At 72.5% G+C, this 17,672-nt stretch carries 19 protein-coding genes; 9 read left to right on the top strand and 10 right to left on the bottom strand.

The annotated features are described in order from the left end of the window. The 5 genes from ACZ4XX_RS12520 (at window position 1) to ACZ4XX_RS12540 (ending at window position 4,494) form a co-directional block, all read left to right on the top strand. Entirely contained in the window at window positions 1–1,548 is a 1,548-nt protein-coding gene (locus ACZ4XX_RS12520) for an ATP-dependent DNA ligase (protein ID WP_468507895.1), read from the top strand. 118 nt (window positions 1,549–1,666) lie between these two features. Continuing rightward, window positions 1,667–2,044, top strand: a complete 378-nt coding sequence (locus tag ACZ4XX_RS12525) for a hypothetical protein (protein WP_468507896.1) — start codon at window positions 1,667–1,669, stop codon at window positions 2,042–2,044. Between the two features lie 193 nt (window positions 2,045–2,237). Continuing rightward, complete coding sequence (locus ACZ4XX_RS12530; protein WP_468507897.1) at window positions 2,238–3,023, top strand: polysaccharide deacetylase family protein; 786 nt, start codon at window positions 2,238–2,240, stop codon at window positions 3,021–3,023. 389 nt (window positions 3,024–3,412) lie between these two features. Further along, a complete protein-coding gene (locus ACZ4XX_RS12535; protein ID WP_468507898.1) occupies window positions 3,413–4,126 on the top strand; it encodes a hypothetical protein in 714 nt (237 codons plus the stop codon). Then, window positions 4,123–4,494: a peptidase inhibitor family I36 protein gene (locus ACZ4XX_RS12540; RefSeq protein WP_468507899.1), complete on the top strand. Its 372-nt coding sequence runs from the start codon at window positions 4,123–4,125 to the stop codon at window positions 4,492–4,494. The genes ACZ4XX_RS12535 and ACZ4XX_RS12540 overlap by 4 nt, the downstream gene beginning before the upstream one ends. A gap of 89 nt (window positions 4,495–4,583) precedes the next feature. Here ACZ4XX_RS12540 and ACZ4XX_RS12545 read toward each other — a convergent pair whose 3' ends face one another. From ACZ4XX_RS12545 to ACZ4XX_RS12570, 6 genes are all read right to left on the bottom strand, one after another. Then, the gene (locus ACZ4XX_RS12545) at window positions 4,584–5,771 is read right to left on the bottom strand and encodes a globin domain-containing protein (protein WP_468507900.1); all 1,188 of its coding nucleotides are present in this window, start codon (window positions 5,769–5,771) and stop codon (window positions 4,584–4,586) included. Between the two features lie 70 nt (window positions 5,772–5,841). Further along, window positions 5,842–6,285, bottom strand: a complete 444-nt coding sequence (locus ACZ4XX_RS12550; RefSeq protein ID WP_468507901.1) for an RrF2 family transcriptional regulator — start codon at window positions 6,283–6,285, stop codon at window positions 5,842–5,844. A 56-nt stretch (window positions 6,286–6,341) separates the two neighbouring features. Next, the gene (locus ACZ4XX_RS12555; RefSeq protein WP_468507902.1) at window positions 6,342–7,268 is read right to left on the bottom strand and encodes a hypothetical protein; all 927 of its coding nucleotides are present in this window, start codon (window positions 7,266–7,268) and stop codon (window positions 6,342–6,344) included. A gap of 36 nt (window positions 7,269–7,304) precedes the next feature. Continuing rightward, the gene (locus ACZ4XX_RS12560) at window positions 7,305–7,703 is read right to left on the bottom strand and encodes an SHOCT domain-containing protein (RefSeq protein ID WP_468507903.1); all 399 of its coding nucleotides are present in this window, start codon (window positions 7,701–7,703) and stop codon (window positions 7,305–7,307) included. 212 nt (window positions 7,704–7,915) lie between these two features. Then, window positions 7,916–8,365: a peroxiredoxin gene (locus tag ACZ4XX_RS12565; protein WP_389040464.1), complete on the bottom strand. Its 450-nt coding sequence runs from the start codon at window positions 8,363–8,365 to the stop codon at window positions 7,916–7,918. Window positions 8,366–8,491: 126 nt separating this feature from the next. Continuing rightward, window positions 8,492–9,124 (bottom strand): PadR family transcriptional regulator, encoded by a 633-nt coding sequence (locus ACZ4XX_RS12570; RefSeq protein WP_468507904.1) that lies wholly within the window; start codon window positions 9,122–9,124, stop codon window positions 8,492–8,494. Between the two features lie 147 nt (window positions 9,125–9,271). Between ACZ4XX_RS12570 and ACZ4XX_RS12575 the strand changes: the two genes are divergently transcribed. Together ACZ4XX_RS12575 and ACZ4XX_RS12580 are read left to right on the top strand one after the other, a co-directional pair. Continuing rightward, entirely contained in the window at window positions 9,272–9,757 is a 486-nt protein-coding gene (locus tag ACZ4XX_RS12575; protein WP_468507905.1) for an SRPBCC family protein, read from the top strand. A gap of 192 nt (window positions 9,758–9,949) precedes the next feature. Continuing rightward, complete coding sequence (locus ACZ4XX_RS12580; protein WP_468507960.1) at window positions 9,950–11,257, top strand: L,D-transpeptidase; 1,308 nt, start codon at window positions 9,950–9,952, stop codon at window positions 11,255–11,257. Window positions 11,258–11,362: 105 nt separating this feature from the next. Here ACZ4XX_RS12580 and ACZ4XX_RS12585 read toward each other — a convergent pair whose 3' ends face one another. After that, on the bottom strand, window positions 11,363–12,175 hold the full coding sequence (locus ACZ4XX_RS12585) for a hypothetical protein (protein ID WP_468507906.1): 813 nt from the start codon (window positions 12,173–12,175) through the stop codon (window positions 11,363–11,365). Between the two features lie 980 nt (window positions 12,176–13,155). Between ACZ4XX_RS12585 and ACZ4XX_RS12590 the strand changes: the two genes are divergently transcribed. Next, window positions 13,156–13,674 carry a tetratricopeptide repeat protein gene (locus tag ACZ4XX_RS12590; protein ID WP_468507907.1) on the top strand — a complete coding sequence of 173 codons (519 nt, stop codon included), beginning with the start codon at window positions 13,156–13,158 and terminating at the stop codon, window positions 13,672–13,674. Window positions 13,675–13,705: 31 nt separating this feature from the next. Here ACZ4XX_RS12590 and ACZ4XX_RS12595 read toward each other — a convergent pair whose 3' ends face one another. Together ACZ4XX_RS12595 and ACZ4XX_RS12600 are read right to left on the bottom strand one after the other, a co-directional pair. Continuing rightward, window positions 13,706–14,023, bottom strand: coding sequence for a cupin domain-containing protein (locus ACZ4XX_RS12595; protein WP_468507908.1), 318 nt, complete (start codon window positions 14,021–14,023; stop codon window positions 13,706–13,708). Continuing rightward, window positions 14,020–15,312, bottom strand: coding sequence for an MFS transporter (locus ACZ4XX_RS12600; protein WP_468507909.1), 1,293 nt, complete (start codon window positions 15,310–15,312; stop codon window positions 14,020–14,022). Before ACZ4XX_RS12600 ends, ACZ4XX_RS12595 begins: the two co-directional genes overlap by 4 nt. A gap of 129 nt (window positions 15,313–15,441) precedes the next feature. Here ACZ4XX_RS12600 and ACZ4XX_RS12605 point away from each other — a divergent pair, with 129 nt between their 5' ends. Continuing rightward, window positions 15,442–16,332: a LysR family transcriptional regulator gene (locus ACZ4XX_RS12605; protein ID WP_468507910.1), complete on the top strand. Its 891-nt coding sequence runs from the start codon at window positions 15,442–15,444 to the stop codon at window positions 16,330–16,332. Between the two features lie 10 nt (window positions 16,333–16,342). Here the strand turns inward: ACZ4XX_RS12605 and ACZ4XX_RS12610 are convergent, their stop codons facing one another. Next, entirely contained in the window at window positions 16,343–17,638 is a 1,296-nt protein-coding gene (locus ACZ4XX_RS12610) for a M20 metallopeptidase family protein (RefSeq protein WP_468507911.1), read from the bottom strand. Between the last annotated feature and the right edge of the window lie 34 nt (window positions 17,639–17,672).

The following is a 17,672-nucleotide window of genomic DNA, read 5'->3' on the forward strand; positions in this document are numbered from 1 at the left end:
ATGCTGCTCGCCCGTGTTGCGGAGGTGTCCCGGGAGGTCGCCGCCACGTCGGCGCGCTCGCGCAAGATCCGGCTCCTCGCCGAGCTGTTCGCGGAGGCCGAGCCGGAAGAGAGCCCCCTCGTCATCGCGTACCTCTCCGGCCGGCTCCCACAGGGGCGGATCGGGGTCGGCTGGAGCGTTCTCAAGGAGGTGGTCCCACCCGCGGTCCCGCCCGCCGAACGGCCGGGCCTCATGCTCGGGCGCGTCGACGAGGCGATGACGGCACTCGCGGCGGTCTCCGGAGCCGGCTCCCGGGCCGAGCGGACCCGGCTCGTCCACGCCCTGTTCGCCGCGGCCACCGACGACGAACAACACCTCCTGCTGCGGCTGCTCACCGGAGAGGTACGCCAGGGGGCACTCGACGCCGTCGCCCTGGAAGGCGTCGCACAGGCCGCAACGGTGCCCGCCGCCGAACTGCGGCGTGCCGTGATGCTCGAAGGCTCGCTGCCCCCGGTCGCGCAGGCGGTGCTCGCCGAAGGTGCCACCGCGCTCGAACGGTTCACCCTCCGTGTGGGCAACCCCGTACAGCCGATGCTCGCGCACACCGCGGCCTCCGTCACGGAGGCGATCGGTGGTCTGGGACCCTGCGTCGTCGAGGAGAAGCTCGACGGCATCCGCGTCCAGGTCCACCGGCGCGGTGACGAGGTGCGGGTCCACACCCGCTCGCTCGACGACATCACCGGCCGGCTTCCCGAAGTGGTCGCGACCGCACGCGCCGTGCCGGCCGACGGCTTCATCCTGGACGGGGAGGTGATCGCACTCGACCCCGACACCGCACGCCCCGTGGCGTTCCAGTCCATCGCCTCCCGGGTCGGATCCCGCACCGACGTCGCCGGTGCGCACGCCGTCCTTCCCCTCACCGCGGTCTTCTTCGACGTCCTCGCGGTCGACGGCGAGGGACTGATCGACCGGCCTGGCCGGGAACGGCACACGGTCCTCGCCCGACTGCTCCCGGAAGCCCACCGGGTCCGCCGACTCGTCGTGGCCGATCCCGCCGATCCCGCGCAAGTGGAGGCAGCCGAGCGGTTCTTCACCGACACGCTGTCCAGGGGACACGAAGGCGTCCTGGTCAAGGCGCTGGACGCGCCCTACGTGGCCGGACGCAGGGGACGCACCTGGTTGAAGGTGAAGCCGGTCCACACCGTCGACCTCGTCGTCCTCGCCGTCGAGCGGGGTCATGGGCGCAGGACCGGGCTGCTCTCCAATCTCCACCTCGGCGCGCGCACGGCGGACGGCGGATTCGTCATGCTCGGAAAGACCTTCAAAGGACTCTCCGACGACATGCTGCGGTGGCAGACAGAGCGGCTCGGTGAACTCGCCGTGGAGGACGACGGATTCACCGTGCGGGTTCGGCCCGAACTCGTCGTCGAGATCGCCTACGACGGGCTCCAGGCCTCGACGCGCTATCCGGGCGGTGTCACCCTCCGCTTCGCCCGCGTCCTGCGCCACCGCCCCGACAAGAGGGCCTCCGAGGCCGACACCGTCGAGGACATCATCGGCCGCACCTGAGCGGAGGGGCTGCGGACCTCGCGGGACGACGCCCCGCGAGGGATGCTGGAGACGTGGCACGACGAGTGCCGGCACGACGAGCGCGAGGCGCCACGAGCGACCGGCCGGCCGCGAGGAGATGAGCGACGTGTACGACTTGCACATCGACACCGACGTGACCGTGCAGCTCAGTGGCTGCAGCCGGGAGGACGCGCAGGCCGTCTTCGGCGTCCTCGGCGGTTTCTACGAGCTGGAGGACATGACGGCCCCGGGTCCCCAGGCGGCCGCCGGACCTTCCCCCACCGTGTGGACGGCCACCTTCGACACGGCGGGCGGACGCCATCAGGAGGTGCGTCCCACCCATGTGACCTCCCCGGTCGGCGCCACGCTCAGTGGTGGCTACCACGCCGTGAACGAGGTCGAGAAGGTACTCGCCGCCGGCTTCGACATCCAGTCCCAGCAGTCGGTCTCCGGTGACCAGGAGACCGAGGCCCGGCTGCTGCTCGCCTCCCGCTGAGCCTGAGGCGCGAACTCCCCGGACGGAGCGGACGGGCGCCGTCCGGGGTTCACGTGTGCCCGCGTGCGTGAAGGACCCCCCTGTCTTCCCCGGTATACACCGTGTGTAGAGTTCTCCGTCTGCCGTGAGTGCCGCCCTGACCAGGTGGTTTCCGGCCTTGACGAAGACATCACCGGGGAAAGCGGGTACCACCATGTTCCGATCCAGGCTGGGCCGACGCAGGGGGACGGCCACTGCCCTGATCGCGGCGGCGTCATTGATGCTGACGCTCGGCGGCTGCGGAGTCGACCCCGTCACTCCGCAGGACGCCAGAGGAGAGGGCGGAACCGACGACAAGGCGGGCACCGCGGCCCGTCGCGTCGACTGCGCGAAGGTCAAGTGCATCGCGTTGACCTTCGACGCGGGGCCGGGCAAGGACACCCCCCGACTCCTGGACATTCTCAAGGAGAAGCAGGTCCCCGCGACCTTCTTCCTGCTCGGCAGCAAGCACGTCGACCGGTATCCGAAGGTGGTCGAGCGAATAGCCGCCGAGGGCCACGAGGTCGCCAACCACACCTGGACCCATCGGATCCTCACCGATCTCGACGAGTCGGAGGTCCGCGACGAGCTGTCCCGCACCCAGGACGCCGTCGAGAAGATCACCGGCCGGAGGCCCACCCTCATGCGGCCGCCGCAGGGCCGTACCGACGGAGCCGTGTCCGACGTCAGCCGGGAACTCGGGCTCGCCCAGATCCTGTGGAGCATCACCGCCAAGGACTACTCCACCACCGACTCCGCCCTCATACGGCAGCGCGTGCTCGATCAGGCGCACGGCGACGGGATCATCCTGCTCCACGACATCTACGACGGCACCGTGCCGGCCGTGCCGTCCATCATCGACGAGCTCAAGAGGCGGGGCTTCACCTTCGTGACCGTGCCCGAGCTGCTGGCCCCGGGCAAGGCCGAACCGGGCGTCGTGTACCGCCCCGAGCGGGACTGACGAGACCACCCGAAAACCGGGTGAGGTGACTCACACCGCCCACAGGGGCAGGCTCGGAACATTCGGGAAACGTCCACCGTTCTTACCTATGTGACACCGAAGGGGCCCGGTCCCCAAGGTCCCCCCCCTGTGGTGACCGCTCTTCGCGTCACGGCAGATCGGCCCCGGTTGGAATCCCCCGTCCAACCGGGGCACTGTCGTTTCCGGCCACCCTTCTGCACGGCACGGCACGGCACGACAGCGGCGCGTGAGCGGCGCACACCCCGGCGCGTTCGACCCGTTCGAGTGAGCCCCGGCATGGTGGCTCCGCCCCCGGGCAGTGATCATCCCGAGCGCCGAGTCGATCACTCGTCGGCCGCTCGGACCAGGGACGATCGAAGGGGGACCTCATGTTCCGCACCACCCCGCTCACCCGCTGCGCGCTCCTGACCGCGGCCGCCGCGCTCCTGCTGTCGGGCTGCACCTCCGTCGGGCCCGGGGCCTCCACGACTGCCGGCGTCCCCTCCGGCAAGGCGGCCCAGGATGCGCTCCTCAAGGCCGCCGAGCACCGGCTCGTCGTGGACTGCCTGAGCGGCCGGGGCCTGTCGCCGGCGTCCAGGCCCCGTGCCCCGGACGAGGAGCGCAGGCTCCAGGCGGCGCTGTTCGGCACCGGTCCCCGGGAGCTCACCGTCACCCTTGCCACGGGTGCCACCGTCACCGCCCACGAGGACGGCTGCGTCGCCGGTGCCCGACAGCGGCTCTACGGCGATCAGCGCCGCTGGTTCCGGGCGCAGGTCGTCGTCGACAACCTCCGCGCCGAGGCCCAGGCGCGGATGCGTGCCGACCCCGCTCACCGAGCGGCACTCGCCCGGTGGACCCGTTGCGCGACACCACCGGGCAGCCCCCGCCCCGACCGACCCGATCCGGCCGTCGCCACCCGCTGCTCCCGCGAGAGCGGACTCGACGAGGTCCGCGAGCGGCTGGAGGCCGCCGAGCTCGCCGCAGTGCGCGCACTGCGCCACGACGAGCTCACCACGTACCGGCAGCTGCGCGACCGCGCACTGCGGCAGGCAGTCGAACTGCCCGCGCCCACCCACCCGCAGAAAGGCATCACCCTCTCGTGAAGCGACTTCTCGTCACCACCGCCGCGGCCCTGTTCGCCGCCACCGCCGGGCTCGCACTCGCGACCTCCGCCGGCGCGGCCGAATGCCCCAGCGGTGAGTTCTGCGTCTGGCAGGACTCCAACTTCGGTGGCCAGCGCGCCAACTGGAGCGGGGACGACGGCTGGTGGGAGAGCTGGATCTCCGACACCGACTCCTCCTGGGCCAACCACGGCATCTCCGGCCCCGGCATCAAGGACCACGTCAAGGTCTACGAGAGCGCCTGGCAGGGCGGCAGCATGACCATCTGTCTGGCCCCGGGCCAGGAGGTCGGCTACAACGGCGCGGCCAACGACCGGGGTGACTCCCACATCTGGTCGATGGGCTGCTGACCCACTCCACGCGCCTCCCCGCGTCGTGGCGCGGCCGTCCGCGCCCCTCGCCGTCGTTCATCGGACGGGGAGGGGCGCGGCGCGGCCCGTCAGTTCTCGTCGCCCAGCCACAGGTCGGGGCCGAAGACCTCGTAGTGGATGTCCGCTGCCGCGACACCCCGGCCGACGAGGTCCCCACGGACCGTGCGGAGGAAGGGCAGCGGCCCACAGAGGTACGCCGTGGTGCCGACCGGCAGGTCGAACGCGGTGACGTCCGCGCGGCCCGCGCGGACTCCGGAGTCGCCCGGCTCCTCGTACCAGAGGTGCAGCGATCCCTGCGGCAGCCCGTCCACGAGGCGGCGCAGTTCGGCGGCGTGTGCGTGGGAGGCGGGCGTGCGGTCGGCGTGGACGACGACGACCTGACGCGTCGAACCCGTGGCCGCCAGGTGGTCGAGCATCGCCAGCATCGGAGTGCTGCCGATCCCCGCGGAGGCGAGCAGCAGCGGGCTCTCGCCCTCCGGCAGGACCAGGTCGCCGAACGGGGCGGAGACCTCCACCGTGTCGCCCGCGCGTGCGTGGGCGTGGAGCCAGGAGGAGACCTCGCCGGCCGGGTCGCCGGCGACCCGCTTGACGGTGATCCGCCACTGCGGGTGACCGGGCGCGGCGGACAGGCTGTACTGGCGGATCTGGCGGGCGCCGTCGGGCAGGGTGACCTGGACGCTCACGTACTGGCCCGGCCGGAACGCCGTCGTAGGCGTCCCGTCGGTGTGCCGCAGGAGGAAGGAGACGGTGTCGGAGGTCTCCTCCCTTCGCTCGGAGATCTCCATCGACCGCCAGACCTGGCCCTCGGCGACGCCGGCCTGCTGGTAGAGACGGGTCTCCACCGCGATCAGCGCGTTGGCCATCAGCCAGTACACCTCGTCCCAGGCCAGCGCGACCTCGGGCGTGACCGCGTCGCCGAGGACCTCGACGATCGCGGCGAAGAGGTGCTCGTGCACCGTCTTGTACTGCGCGGAGGTGACGCCGAGCGAGGCGTGCTTGTGGGCGATCCGCGAGAGCATCACGTCGGGACGCTCGTCCGGCCGCTCGAGCAGGGCGACGGCGAAGGCGGCTATGGAGCCCGCGAGGGCCTGCCGCTGCTCGCCACTGGCCTGGTTGCCCCGGTTGAACAGGTCGCGCAGGAGCTCGGGGTGGGCGGCGAAGAGGCGGCCGTAGAACCGCTCGGTGATCCGGTCGAGCGCACCGCCGACGGCGGGCAGGGTGGCGCGGACGACCGGGACGGCCTGCTCGGACAGCATGGGAACTCGCAATCTGGTAGATGATCTACGTATTTAAAGGTGTGCGTGCGCGCCGTCCGGCGCGTACGGCTCAGGGACCGGGGCGTGGAGTGAGGGAGAGGAGCAGGGGGCCGGTCGGGGAGGCGACGAGCTCCGCCACGGTCAGCGGGTCCAGCGCGCGGTAGAACGCCTCCTGCGCCTCGCGCAGTGCCCCGCGCAGCCGGCAGGCGGTCCGCAGTGGGCACGGGGGATCGCCTTCGCAGGCGACGACCTCCTCCTCGCCCTCCAGGGTGCGGGCCAGCCAGCCCACCGAGGAGTGGCGACCCCGGTCCGTGAGGGCCAGGCCCCCGCCGCGCCCGCGCCGCGCCTCGACCACGCCGAGGTGCTGGAGCCGGGTCACCACCTTCGCCATATGGGCGTAGGGCACATCCATCGAGTCCGCCACCTCGCGGGTGGTGACGGATTCCTCCGGTGCGGTGACCGCCAGGCGCATCACGGCGCGGAGTGCCAGGTCGGTGAACTTCGTCAGCCTCACGCCATGACCGTATCAAACCGGTATCCGGCATACGTATTAAGGGTCCGGTGTACGGGTCAGGAACGTCGTCGGTAGTGCCGCCACAGCCACCAGCCGCCCGAGAACAGGCAACTGCTCGTGAGGACGATCCCCACGACCGGCCACCGCCCGTCCGCGATGCGGATGTCCGTGACGACCACCAGGAAGAGGGCGACCGTCGGCAGCAGGACGGAACCGACGGCCTTCAGGCCCGCGCGTGCCATGACGGGGTCGAGACGGTTGCCGCGCGAGGAGCGCGGGTCGGGGGAGCCGACGTAGAAGACGGTGGCGCGATGGGTCATGTTCGTGGTGCCTCGGTAGTACCCGGAGGCCATGTACGGGAGCCAGACCAGCGGTGCCACCAGGCCGACCAGGAACACGGCGCCGAGGAGCGCCCATCTGCCGACGCGGACCCACCGGCCGGCTCCGTCGCCCGGTGTCACGAGGCCGAGGAGCCGCGCCATCCGGGCGATCAGGTTCCGGAACGCCGCCGCGCGCCCCCGGTCGTCTCTGCTCCCCGGCCGGGTTCCGGCCGGGTCGAGCGCGGCCCGCGCGGTCGCGGTGTCCCCGTACACCCCTTGCAGGACGAGGAGTTCGGCACCGCGCTCCGGGTCCGTGGTGTCGTGCCCCTGGACGGCCGCGATCTCGAGCACCGTGCGCACCTGGGTGAGGAGGGCGCCGCAGAAGGCCAGGGGGATGAGCAGCAGGAAGGGACCACCGACGAACGCGCCCTCCGCCGTCACCGCCCGTCGTCCGCGGGTCACGATCAGGGCGCGCAGCGCGGCCTGGTCGGCCTCGGGGTGGGCTTCGCGGAGACGGGCGACGCTCGGACCGGCCCCCGGGCCCAGATGGCGCAGAGCGAAGGACGCGAGCGACTCCGGAAGCCTGCCGGGCTCCGCCAGGACCTCCTTCAGCAGGGATCCGGCGAGCCCGGCGGCCGGTGCCGCCCGCGTCCTCTTCCGCACGTCCGCGTGCGCCTTCCTCTTGTGCGCCGCCCGGGCTCAGGCCAGGACCTTGGCCTTCGCCTTCTCGAACTCCTCGGGCGTGATCGCGCCCTTGTCCTTCAGCTCCGCGAGCCGGGCCAGCTCGTGGGCGGCACCGCCACCGCCCTCCTGGGGACCGGCGGTCTTGCGGATGTAGTCCTGGAACGCGGCCTCGCTCTCCTTGGCCCGCTTGACGTCACGCTCGCCCATGCTCTTGCCCCGGGCGATGACGTAGACCAGCACGCCGAGATACGGGAGCACGATGCAGAAGATCAGCCAGCCCGCCTTGGCCCAGCCGTTCAGGGAGTGATCCCGGAAGATGTCGGTGATCACCTTGAAGAGCAGGAACAGCCACATGATCCAGAGGAAGAACCACAGCATGGTCCAGAAGAGGTTGAGGAGAGGATAGTCGTCCATTCCGGCGCACTCCGTTCCCGCACCGGCCGGGGAAGCCGGGCATGCAGCGAGTTTCACCCAGCCAGGTCACCTCCGCATGTCGTGGCGGCTCCACACGCGGGCCCCCGGTGACCGTGTTCGGATGGAGGTCGCCCACGGCGGCATGAACGGCCGTTCGTGCACTCCTCGGACTCCTTGCTCTCCTCGGACCCTTCTGAACTCGGGGCCGTGCCTCAGGCGTCGCGCAGCGCGGCGAGAGCGCGGTCGGCGTGGGCGCTCATGCGCAGCTCGCTGCGTACGACCTCCCGCACGCGCCGGTCCTGGCCGATCACGAAGGTCACCCGCTTCGTCGGCGCGAGCGAGAACCCGCGCTTCACGCCGAACCGGTCGCGCACGGCGCCGTCCGGGTCCGACAGCAGGGGATAGCCGAGGGAGTGCCGCTCGGCGAACTCCTGCTGTCGCTCCACCGGGTCCGTGCTGATGCCGACGGGCAGCGCGCCGACGGCGCGGAACTCGGCCGCGAGATCCCGGAAGTGGCAGGCCTCGGCGGTGCAGCCGGGGGTGAGTGCCGCGGGGTAGAAGAAGAGGACGACCGGCCCTTCGGCCAGCAGGCCGCTCAGGGAGCGTGCGGCCCCCGTCTCGTCCGGCAGGCTGAAGTCCTCGACGAGGTCACCGACGTTCATAGAGGCCCGTCCCCGATCCGTACGTGCTCCGCCACCGGCGCCTCCGGTGGCCGGCCGGTGACGTTACCGCACGGTAGGACGCGCCGTCACCCTTCCGGCTGTCCGGTCGAGCCCCGTCATGCCCGGTCAGGCTCGGTGCGCCGCAGTCGCAGTCGCAGTGGCCGTGGACGGCGCCGCGGTCGTCGCAGTCGCCGTGCCGCTCCCGGCCGTGGCGCGCCGGTCGAGCACGGCGAGGGTGCGCTCGCCCCAGCGCAGGTTCTCCTCCTCGAAGAACCGGCCGCGCATCAGTGTGAGGTACGGGCCGACCCGCTCCGCCTCGTCGAGGTACGTCTCCTCGTCCCGTCCGGCGAGCATCCACTCCCGCAGCCGGTCGTAGCGGGCCAGCTTGGCCCGCGACGCCTCCATCCGCTGCGCCACGAACCCGCGGACGGCCGCCGTGTCCCCTCCGTCGCAGGCCTGGACCTGCACCAGCAGCTCGTCCCGTACGGCGCTGGGGCGCGGCGGCGTCGCGGTGTAGGCGGCGAGATCCCGCATTCCCGGCTCGGTGAGGCTGAACATCCGCTTGTTGGGACGCCGTTCCTGCTCCACCACACGCGCCGTGATCAGGCCGGCCTCGGCGAGCTTGTCGAGCTCGCGGTAGAGCTGCTGCGGAGTGGCGGCCCAGAAGTTGGCGACGGACACGTCGAAGATCTTGGCAAGGTCGTATCCGGATGCCTCGCCCTCCAGGAGAGCTGCGAGGACGGCGTGCTTGAGGGACATCCCGACACGCTAGCAGCCCGTTGAATAGTTTCCTTCGCACCTATTCAACCGGCGATCCCCAGGCCGGACGGGGGTCCTACGCTGGCACGTCCGTCCGGCGCCTGCCTAGGCTGGAGGGAGGGGACGGCAGATCCGAGGGGCAGCGCGATGGACAGCCACACGTTTGTCTATACCACCTACATCCGGACCACCCCCGACGAGCTCTGGAAGGCGCTCACGGACCCGGTTTTCACCCGCCGGTACTGGGGGGTGGCCTTCGAGAGCGAGTGGATCCCCGGCGCCCCCATGGTCTGGGACGAGGTCGGCCGCCGGACCGCCGACCCCGAGCAGGTCGTCCTCGAGGCCGAGCCCGGCCGCCTCCTCTCGTACACCTGGCACACCTTCACGCCGGCCTGGGCGGACGCCGTGCGGCTCGACCGGGACGTGTACGAACGGCTCGCCCGGGAGCCCCGGTCCAAGGTGACCTTCCTGATCGAGCCTTCGGGCGACACGGTCAAGCTCACGGTCACCCACGGCGACCTGGACCCCGACGGCCTGATGAAGGGGATGATCGGCGAGGGCTGGCCCGCGCTGATCTCGAGTCTCAAGTCCCTGCTGGAGACCGGCGAGGAGCTTCCGGAGCCGCCCCGCTGACCCATTCGAGTCGTCTCGGTCGCCACTCCGCCGCCACGCCCGCTCCGTTGATCATCGGTTTCTCGTTTCATCCGATTTGATGCTTGGGCCGGCATCGTCTGCCGGTGTCCTCGTCCTCGTCGTCGTCGGAAAGGGGAGGGTGTGTCGGACGCGTCGTCACGCAGATACGTACGGGGGTGGGGAGCGCTCTCCCTGGCCGTCGGAGCCGTTCTCGTCAGTACTGCGGCCCAGTCACCCGCCGACCCCGACCCGCGTTCCTCCGCGGTCCCCGAACCCACCGCTCTCGTCACGGTGGACGGCTGCTTCTCCGGCGGCGTCCTCTGCTCCGAACCCCGCCGCACCGTCGCACTCCGCGGCGGACCCGTTCTGACGGGGGAGGCGTTCACCCTCGGCGGCCAGGTCTCCGGACCCGTGGAACTCGCACTGCGCACCCCCGGCGTACTCGCCGACGTCACCGTCACCGATCAGCGCGGCCGACGCGTCGCAGGGACGCCGAGCGCCGACGGCACCCGCTGGACCAGCACCGCGTCGCTCCCCGCGGGCGCCCGGTACGCGGCCCGCCTCGTGGTCGAGCGGTCCGGGGCCCGAGGCCCCGACCGCCGCCTCGCCCGCCTGGACTTCCGTACGACGGCCGCCCCCGCCGGAGAACGGCTCACCGTCACCTTCGGCCCCGACGACGGCGGCACGTACGGCGTGGGACAACCGGTCACCGCCGAACTCAGCCACCCCGTACCGGCGGACGAACCCCAGGCCCGCCGAGTCGTCGAACGCGCCCTCCTCGTGCGGAGCGAACCCCATGTCGCGGGCGCCTGGTACTGGGTCGACTCCGACACCCTCCACTACCGGCCCCGCACGTACTGGCCGGCCCGCACCACGGTCCGGGTACGCAGCGGCCTCGACGGGGCCAGGGTCATCGGCGGCCTGTACGGGGGCCGCTCACGGCCCGTCACCTTCACCACCGGGGCCCGGATCGAGGCTGTCACCGACATCGCCGCGCTCCGGATGACCGTGTTCCGCGACGGAGAACCCCTCCGGACCCTGCCGGTCACCACCGGCAGGGCCGGCTACCGCACCCGGGGCGGCATCAAGGTCGTCCTCGGCAAGGAGCCGCTCGTCCGGATGCGCGGCGACTCCATCGGCATCGCCCGCGGCAACGCCGACTACTTCGACCTGAAGGTCCGCTGGGCCACCCGGGTGACCTGGAGCGGTGAGTACCTGCACGCCGCTCCCTGGTCGCTCGACGCGCAGGGCAGCGAGAACGTCAGCCACGGCTGCACCGGCATGAGCACCGAGGACGCCGCATGGCTGTTCTCCACCGTGCGCGAGGGAGATCTCGTCCGCGTGGTCAACGGCTACGGCGAACCCATGCCCCCCTTCGGCAACGGCTTCGGCGACTGGAACCTCAGCTGGCCCGAGTGGCGACGGGGCAGCGCCTTCGCCGTGGGCGCCGCGTCCCCACACGCCGGAAACGCCGCGGGCGCCCTGCGCCCGGGACTGTGATTCCTCCGCCCGGCAGTGCGACCCCTGCGGCCGACGCTGTGGCGCCTTCGGCCGGGGCGAAGTCCCACTCGCCCGCCCCGGCCGTCGGGACCACCGCCGGCCGTTCTACCGGTACTCGACCGTCAGCGTCACCGGCGCCGCCTGGTTCACGAACAGGTACGCGGTCCCGGTCGGCGCCGACGAGAAACCGAGCCGGAACTGCGTGACCCCGCCACGGTTCAGCGCCGCGAGCGCCTCCGCCGAGAAGTCCGTCGACACTGCGCTCCCCGAGGCGAAGGCGTCGACGCGTGCCGCGCCCGCCAGCGTCGGAGCCGCCGACCAGTCCGCCGGCTCGACCGCGCAGCCGCCGAAGCACCCCGTGCGCAGGTCCACCTGCAGCCGGTTGCCCGCCGGTGACGCCCACGGATCACCCGAGCCGCTCGACCTGGTGACGGTCAGCCAGGCCCGGGTGACCTCCTTGCCGGCCGGAATCCGGGACGTGTCGAAGGAGACCACCGACCGGTTCACCTTGCCGTCCGTACCCCGCCCCAGCGCGAGCCCGTACACGTCCTCCAGGGTGCCGACCGCCGCGCCCGTACCGTCCGCCGCCGCCTTCACGTACCCGTCCTGGGCGTCCGTGCTCGACAGGACCGTCCGGTCGCCCGTGGGCGGGGGAGTGCCGGTGCCCCGCAGTGCCCGCACCATGCCCATGATCGCCTCGATCTGCTTCCCGCCGTGCCGGGCGTAGGCCGCGTCACCGAGGTAGCCCCACCAGTTCCAGCAGCCGTTCGGGTTCTCCAGGGTCGCCGTCGGCGCCGCCTGGGGGTACAGCACGATCATGTCGTTGGTGTCCGCGTACTCGTTCAGGTACGCGTTCTCGACGAACCGGGTTCCGAAGCCCTGGTACGCGTAGCCCTGCTTGCAGCCGTGCAGCGCCACGAGCAGCTTGCAGCGCGCCCCCTGCGCACACGAGGCAGGGACGGACGTACGCGAAGCCCTCCGCGCCCATCGACAGGGCCGCCGCCGAGCCGCCCGGCGCGTACGTGTTCTGGTCGAAGCGGATCAGCGAGCCGCCGGTGCCCGAACCGGGCGCCGCGACCGTGCCGAAGAGGTGCCCGAGCAGCGCCCCCTCCGCGTCGATCCCGCAGTTGTTCAGGAACGGGGTCTGCGTCACCGTGCAGGAGTTGGGGCCGAGCGGAGTGATCCAGGCGTGCCCCGCGGCCGTCGACCGGTTGTACTGGACGCGGGCGCCGAAACGGCCGTAGTAGTCGGCGAGCGCGTCCGCCACCGGCCGCTTCACCGTGGTGTCGCCCGAGCCGCTGAACACGTACACCGGGTCACCGGCCAGGTTCGCCACCGGGTCGACCTGGCCCTGCGCCGACCGGTCGCGCGTGGCCTGCTCCAGGGCGGCGAGCTGAAGGTTCTGCGTGGTGTCCATGCAGGCGTTGAGCGCTGTGGCGAGCTGGCCGCGCGCGCAGTCGTACGGCCCCGACGCGAACGCCGCCGAGCCCTCGAACGTACCCGAGTACGCCACGTGCAGCTGGGTGGCCATGTATCCGCCGGACGACACACCGGCACTGAACACGGAGCCGATGTCATAGCCCTGCAGCGTGCCGGGCACGGGCGGGGGTGCGGCGGCCCCGGCGGGGGACGCGGTGGGAAACAGGGTCGCGGCCACGGACAGCAGCAGCGCCGCGAGGCGGCGTGGCCCGCGGCCACGGGTGGGGCGGGTGGGACGGGGTGAATGCATGGGGTCTCCCTGGCGGCTCGTTCCTGACGGAGGGTCGGCCGGGAGGTTATGGCTGGTCCGGGGCCCGCCTCCATGGGCGAGGACGCCACAATCCGGCCACTCCGGTATGGCGGCCCGTCACCTGGCAGCCGTCGTGGGTCCGCCCGGGGCGAGCTGCGAGGATGCGGTCATGGAACACCACGAGAACAGGGACGGCCGGTTGGCCGAGGCGGTCGCACTGCGAGGGCGGGGCCGACGGGAAGAGGCCCGCGAGCGGCTCGTCGCCCTCGCCGCACGGCACCCGGAGGACGCGGAGATCGCCTACCAGACGGCCTGGGCGCACGACGTCCTCGGTCTGGAGAAGGAGGCCGTGCCGTACTACGAACGCGCCCTCGCGGGCGGGCGGACCACCGGCACCGGGCTCACCGCCGAGGACCGGCGCGGGGCGCTCCTCGGACTCGGCAGCACCTACCGCGTCCTCGGCCGCCACGAGGACTCCGTCGCCCTCCTGACCGGCGCCGTGGAGGAGTTCCCCGAGGACGGCTCCCTGCGGACCTTCCTCGCGATGGCCCTCTACAACACCGGCCGGCACCACGAGTCCACCCGGCTCCTCCTCCGCCTGCTGGCCGCCACCAGCGAGGACCCGTCCGTACGGGAGTACCGCGCGGCCATCGAGCACTACGCAGAGGACCTCGACGCGATCGGGTGAGGCGGAGACGAGTGAGGCGGGGACAGGCGAGTCAGTCGTTCACCGCCGTCAGGAGCACCACCGCGTCGTCCAGTGCGGTCAGCCCGTGCCGTTCCCTGAGCACCCGCAGCGTGCCCGTCGGCAGCTCTTCCGCCCGGCCCGCCATCGTCAGGTTCACCCGGCCCCGCAACACCTGGATGCTCGCCGCCGGCGGCGCATTGTGCTCGTCGAGGGACGTGCCCGCCGTCAGGGCGATGACGGACTGCCGGAGCACCCCGTCGTGCATGATCAGATGGGCGCTGCGCCCGTGCGGCGCGGTGCGGGCCGCGGCCATGTGCTCGTCGGCGAGGGCGGTGAGGTCCAGCTTCATGACTCTCCCTGCGGGATGCGCGGGCGGATACCCCCAGCCTCCCGTGTGCCGTCCGGGACGCAACTCGGGGCCGCCTGTCCGGAACGCACCCCCGCGATCCCGCCCACGGCGACGAACACCCCGGCGGCGAGCAGCGCCGCGGACCAGCCGTGCTCCGCGTACAGCCAGGACCCGGCGAGCGAGCCGAGGGCGCCGCCGCCGAAGGTGGTCAGCATGAAGACGGTGTTGACCCGCGCGGCCACCTCACGGCCGATCGCGAAGATCCTCGCCTGGTTGGCCACCTGACAGGAGCTGACCCCCGCCACCAGCAGGTTCGCCCCCGCGACCAGACCCACGGGGGAGTACGGAGCCAGGCCTGCCACCCCGAGCCCGAGCCCCGCGAGTCCCAGCCCCGCGGCGCTCACCCGAGGTGCCCCGTACCGGTCGGTGAGCGGCCCCGCCGTCGCGGAGAGCAGCGCGGCGGGCAGGGTCAGCACCCCGAAGAGACCGGCCGCACCCGGCCCGTACCCCAGCGGCGGCGCCGCCAGGTGGAAGGCGAGCACCGCCCAGAAGACGCTGAACGCCGCGAAGGCACAGGCCCCGAGCAGCGCCGAGACCCGCAGCGCGCGATGGGCCGCCAGGAGCCCGGGCAGCCCGGCCAGGAGCCTGGTGTACGAGAGGCGACCGGGCGCCCCCAGCCGCTCGGGCAGCCGGCGCGGCAGGACGCACAGCAGGACCGCGGTCGCCGCGGCGGCCACCAGATAGGCCGCCCGCCAGCTGCCGCTCGCGTCGGTGACGGCGCCGGAGACCGTGCGCGAGAGGGTCGAGCCCAGCGTGAGCCCGAGACCCACGAGCCCGACGGTCCTGCCCTGCCGTCCGGGGCCCGCGAGCACGGCGGCCACCGGGGTGAGGATCTGCGGAAGCACCGTCGTCGTGGACAGGGCGAGCGTCGCGAGCGTCAGCGTGACCACGTCGGGTGCCGCCGCCGCGACGAGCAGCGCGCCGGTCGTGAGGGCGAGCAGTACCGCGGTCAGGCGCCGGAGCCGCGCGGTGTCGGCCAGCGGCACGAGCAGCAGGATGCCGAGCGCGTACCCGATCTGCGCGGCCGAGGCGATGAGTCCCGCCGTCCGCTCGGTCACGTCGAGGCCCCGGGCGACAGCGGCGAGGAGCGGCTGCGGGAAGTAGATGTTGGCGACGGTGACGGCGCCGGCGACGGCGAAGAGCGGGACGTTCACCTTCACGGGCCGCCCGGGCGCGACGGAGGGGACCGGGGCGGTGGCGCGAGGCGGCGCAGGGGGGCGAGGGTCCACGAAGTCTCTTCCGTACGGGGGAGGGGAACGCCTCCAGGCTCCCGGCCCCCGCCCGGGCGGAACAAGCTGTCATCATGAAAGCGACGTTGAGCCACACTCAACGATCAGAGGCGGAGAGGAGGAGGTCCGGTGCTCGAACGGTACGAACTGGAAACGTTCCTCACGCTCGCCGAGGAGCTCCACTTCGGGCGCACCGGCGAGCGTCTCGGCGTCTCCACCGGCCGCGTCAGCCAGACCGTGAAGAAGCTGGAGCGTCGCGTCGGCACCCCGCTCTTCGCCCGCACCAGCCGCAGCGTCGTCCTCACCCCGGTCGGTCTGCGCCTGTACGAGGACCTCCTGCCCGCCTACGCGCAGCTCCGTACGGCCCTGGAGCGCGCCACCGAGGCCGGCCGCGGCATGCACGGGAGGCTGCGGGTCGGCTTCGGAACCCCCTGGGACGCCGAACTGCTCACGGCCGCCGCCGACGCCCTCCTCGGCCGTCATCCCGGCTGCGAGATCACCGTCCGCGAGGTCCCCCTCGACGGCGGAGTCCGGCTCCTCCAGGAGGGCGAACTCGACATCCAGATCGCCGCCTTCCCCGTGCGCGAGCCGGAGCTGACCACCGGTCCCGTCGCCGTCCGCGACGACCGGGTCCTGCTGCTGCCCGCCGCCCACCCGCTGGCCGGACGGCCGTCCCTCGGCCTGGAGGACCTCGCCGGACTCCCCCTGATCACCACCGGGGGCGCCCACCCGCGCCACTGGCTCGACCACCACTACCCCCGGGACACCCCGTCCGGGGCCGCCATCCCGCGGGGCCCGGTGGCGGCCACCTGGCAGGAGGTCCTCTCCCATGTGACGGCGGGCCGGGGAGTCACCCCCGGCGCGGCCCGGGGCGCCCGCTACCACCCCCGACCCGGCATCGCGTACGTCCCCCTGAGGGACGCCCCGCCCCTCGAGTACGGCCTGGTCTGGCCCACCGCCGCCGACTCCGCCCTGCTCAGGGCGTTCGTCGCGGCGGTCGGCACCGTGCAGGAGGCCTGACCCCGAGCGTTCAGCCGCCGTCGTGGGGGACGAGCGCACCGGTGAGATGGTCGTACGCCACGTGCGCGTGGAGCCGGACGGCGGTGACGAGGGTGTCGTCGTCCGCGTAGAAGCGGGGGTTGTGATTGGTCACCAGACCGCGTCCCCCGGGCATGGGCACCGGCCGCCCGGAAGCGTCCAGGGTCCCGTCCTGGACACCGAGCATCACGTACAGACCGCCGAACCGGCCGACGAACTCGGAGACGTCGTCGTACCCGAGTGTCGCGCCCGTCTCCACCACACGCTCCTCGCCCACCACACGGCGGAAGGTCGGCAGGCCCGCCTCCACCCACGGCCCGCTGTTGTGCACGGGCGGCACGGACTGCAGGTAGTCCACCGTGGCCGTCGCTCCGAACGCCGCCGCCGAGTGCTCGGCGAGCGTCGTCAGGCGCTGCTGGACCTGCGCCATGCCGGACTCCACGGCACACCGGACCGTGCCCCACAGCGTCACCGTCTGTCCGACGATGTTGAAGCGGCCGACGTCCTCGATGTGCCCGATGGACACCGTCACCGGGTCGAACGCCGACACCTGCCGGTACAACTGGCCGATGCCCGTCAGGACCGCCCCCACCGCGGGCATCGGATCGATGCCCTCCCAGGGCGTGGAGCCGTGGGTCTGCTCCCCGGTGACGACGATACGGACGAGGGTCGAGGCCCCGTACTGATTGCCGACGCGGTAGCCCACGTACCCCTTCGGATGCGGAGTCACGTGCAGCCCGAACACCATCGTCGGCACCGGGTCGGCGAACGCGCCCGCCTCGACCATCGCCCGCGCACCGCCCTTCTCGGTGACCGGCGGACCCTCCTCGGCGGGCTGGAAGACGAAGAGCACGGTGCCCGGCAGCCGGTCGCGCACCCCCGCGAGCACCGTCGCCGCGCCGAGCAGTGCGGCCGTGTGGCAGTCGTGCCCACAGGCGTGCGAGACGGGGAACGGACCGCCCGGGTAGTCGGCGTCGACCACCTCGGAGGCGAAGTCCACCCCGCACAGGTCCTGGACGGGCAGCGCGTCCATGTCCGCCCGCAGCGCCGTGACCCGCTGGCCCGCGGCCCCGCCGCGCAGAACGCCCACCACACCGTGCCCGGCGATACCGGTGCGGACCTCGTTCAGGCCGAGGGCGCGTAGACGGTCCGCCACCAGGCGGGCCGTGTTCACCTCACGGTTGGGCAGCTCGGGATGCCGGTGCAGGTGGTGCCGCCAGGCCACCACCTGATCCGCCACCTCGGCCGCCCGCTTGTCCAGTTCGCCGTGGATCGCCTCGCCGCCCAACGTGACTCCCTGTCGTTCGGCCGATGCCGATCGG

This window comes from Streptomyces sp. NPDC029956, from assembly GCF_055574655.1.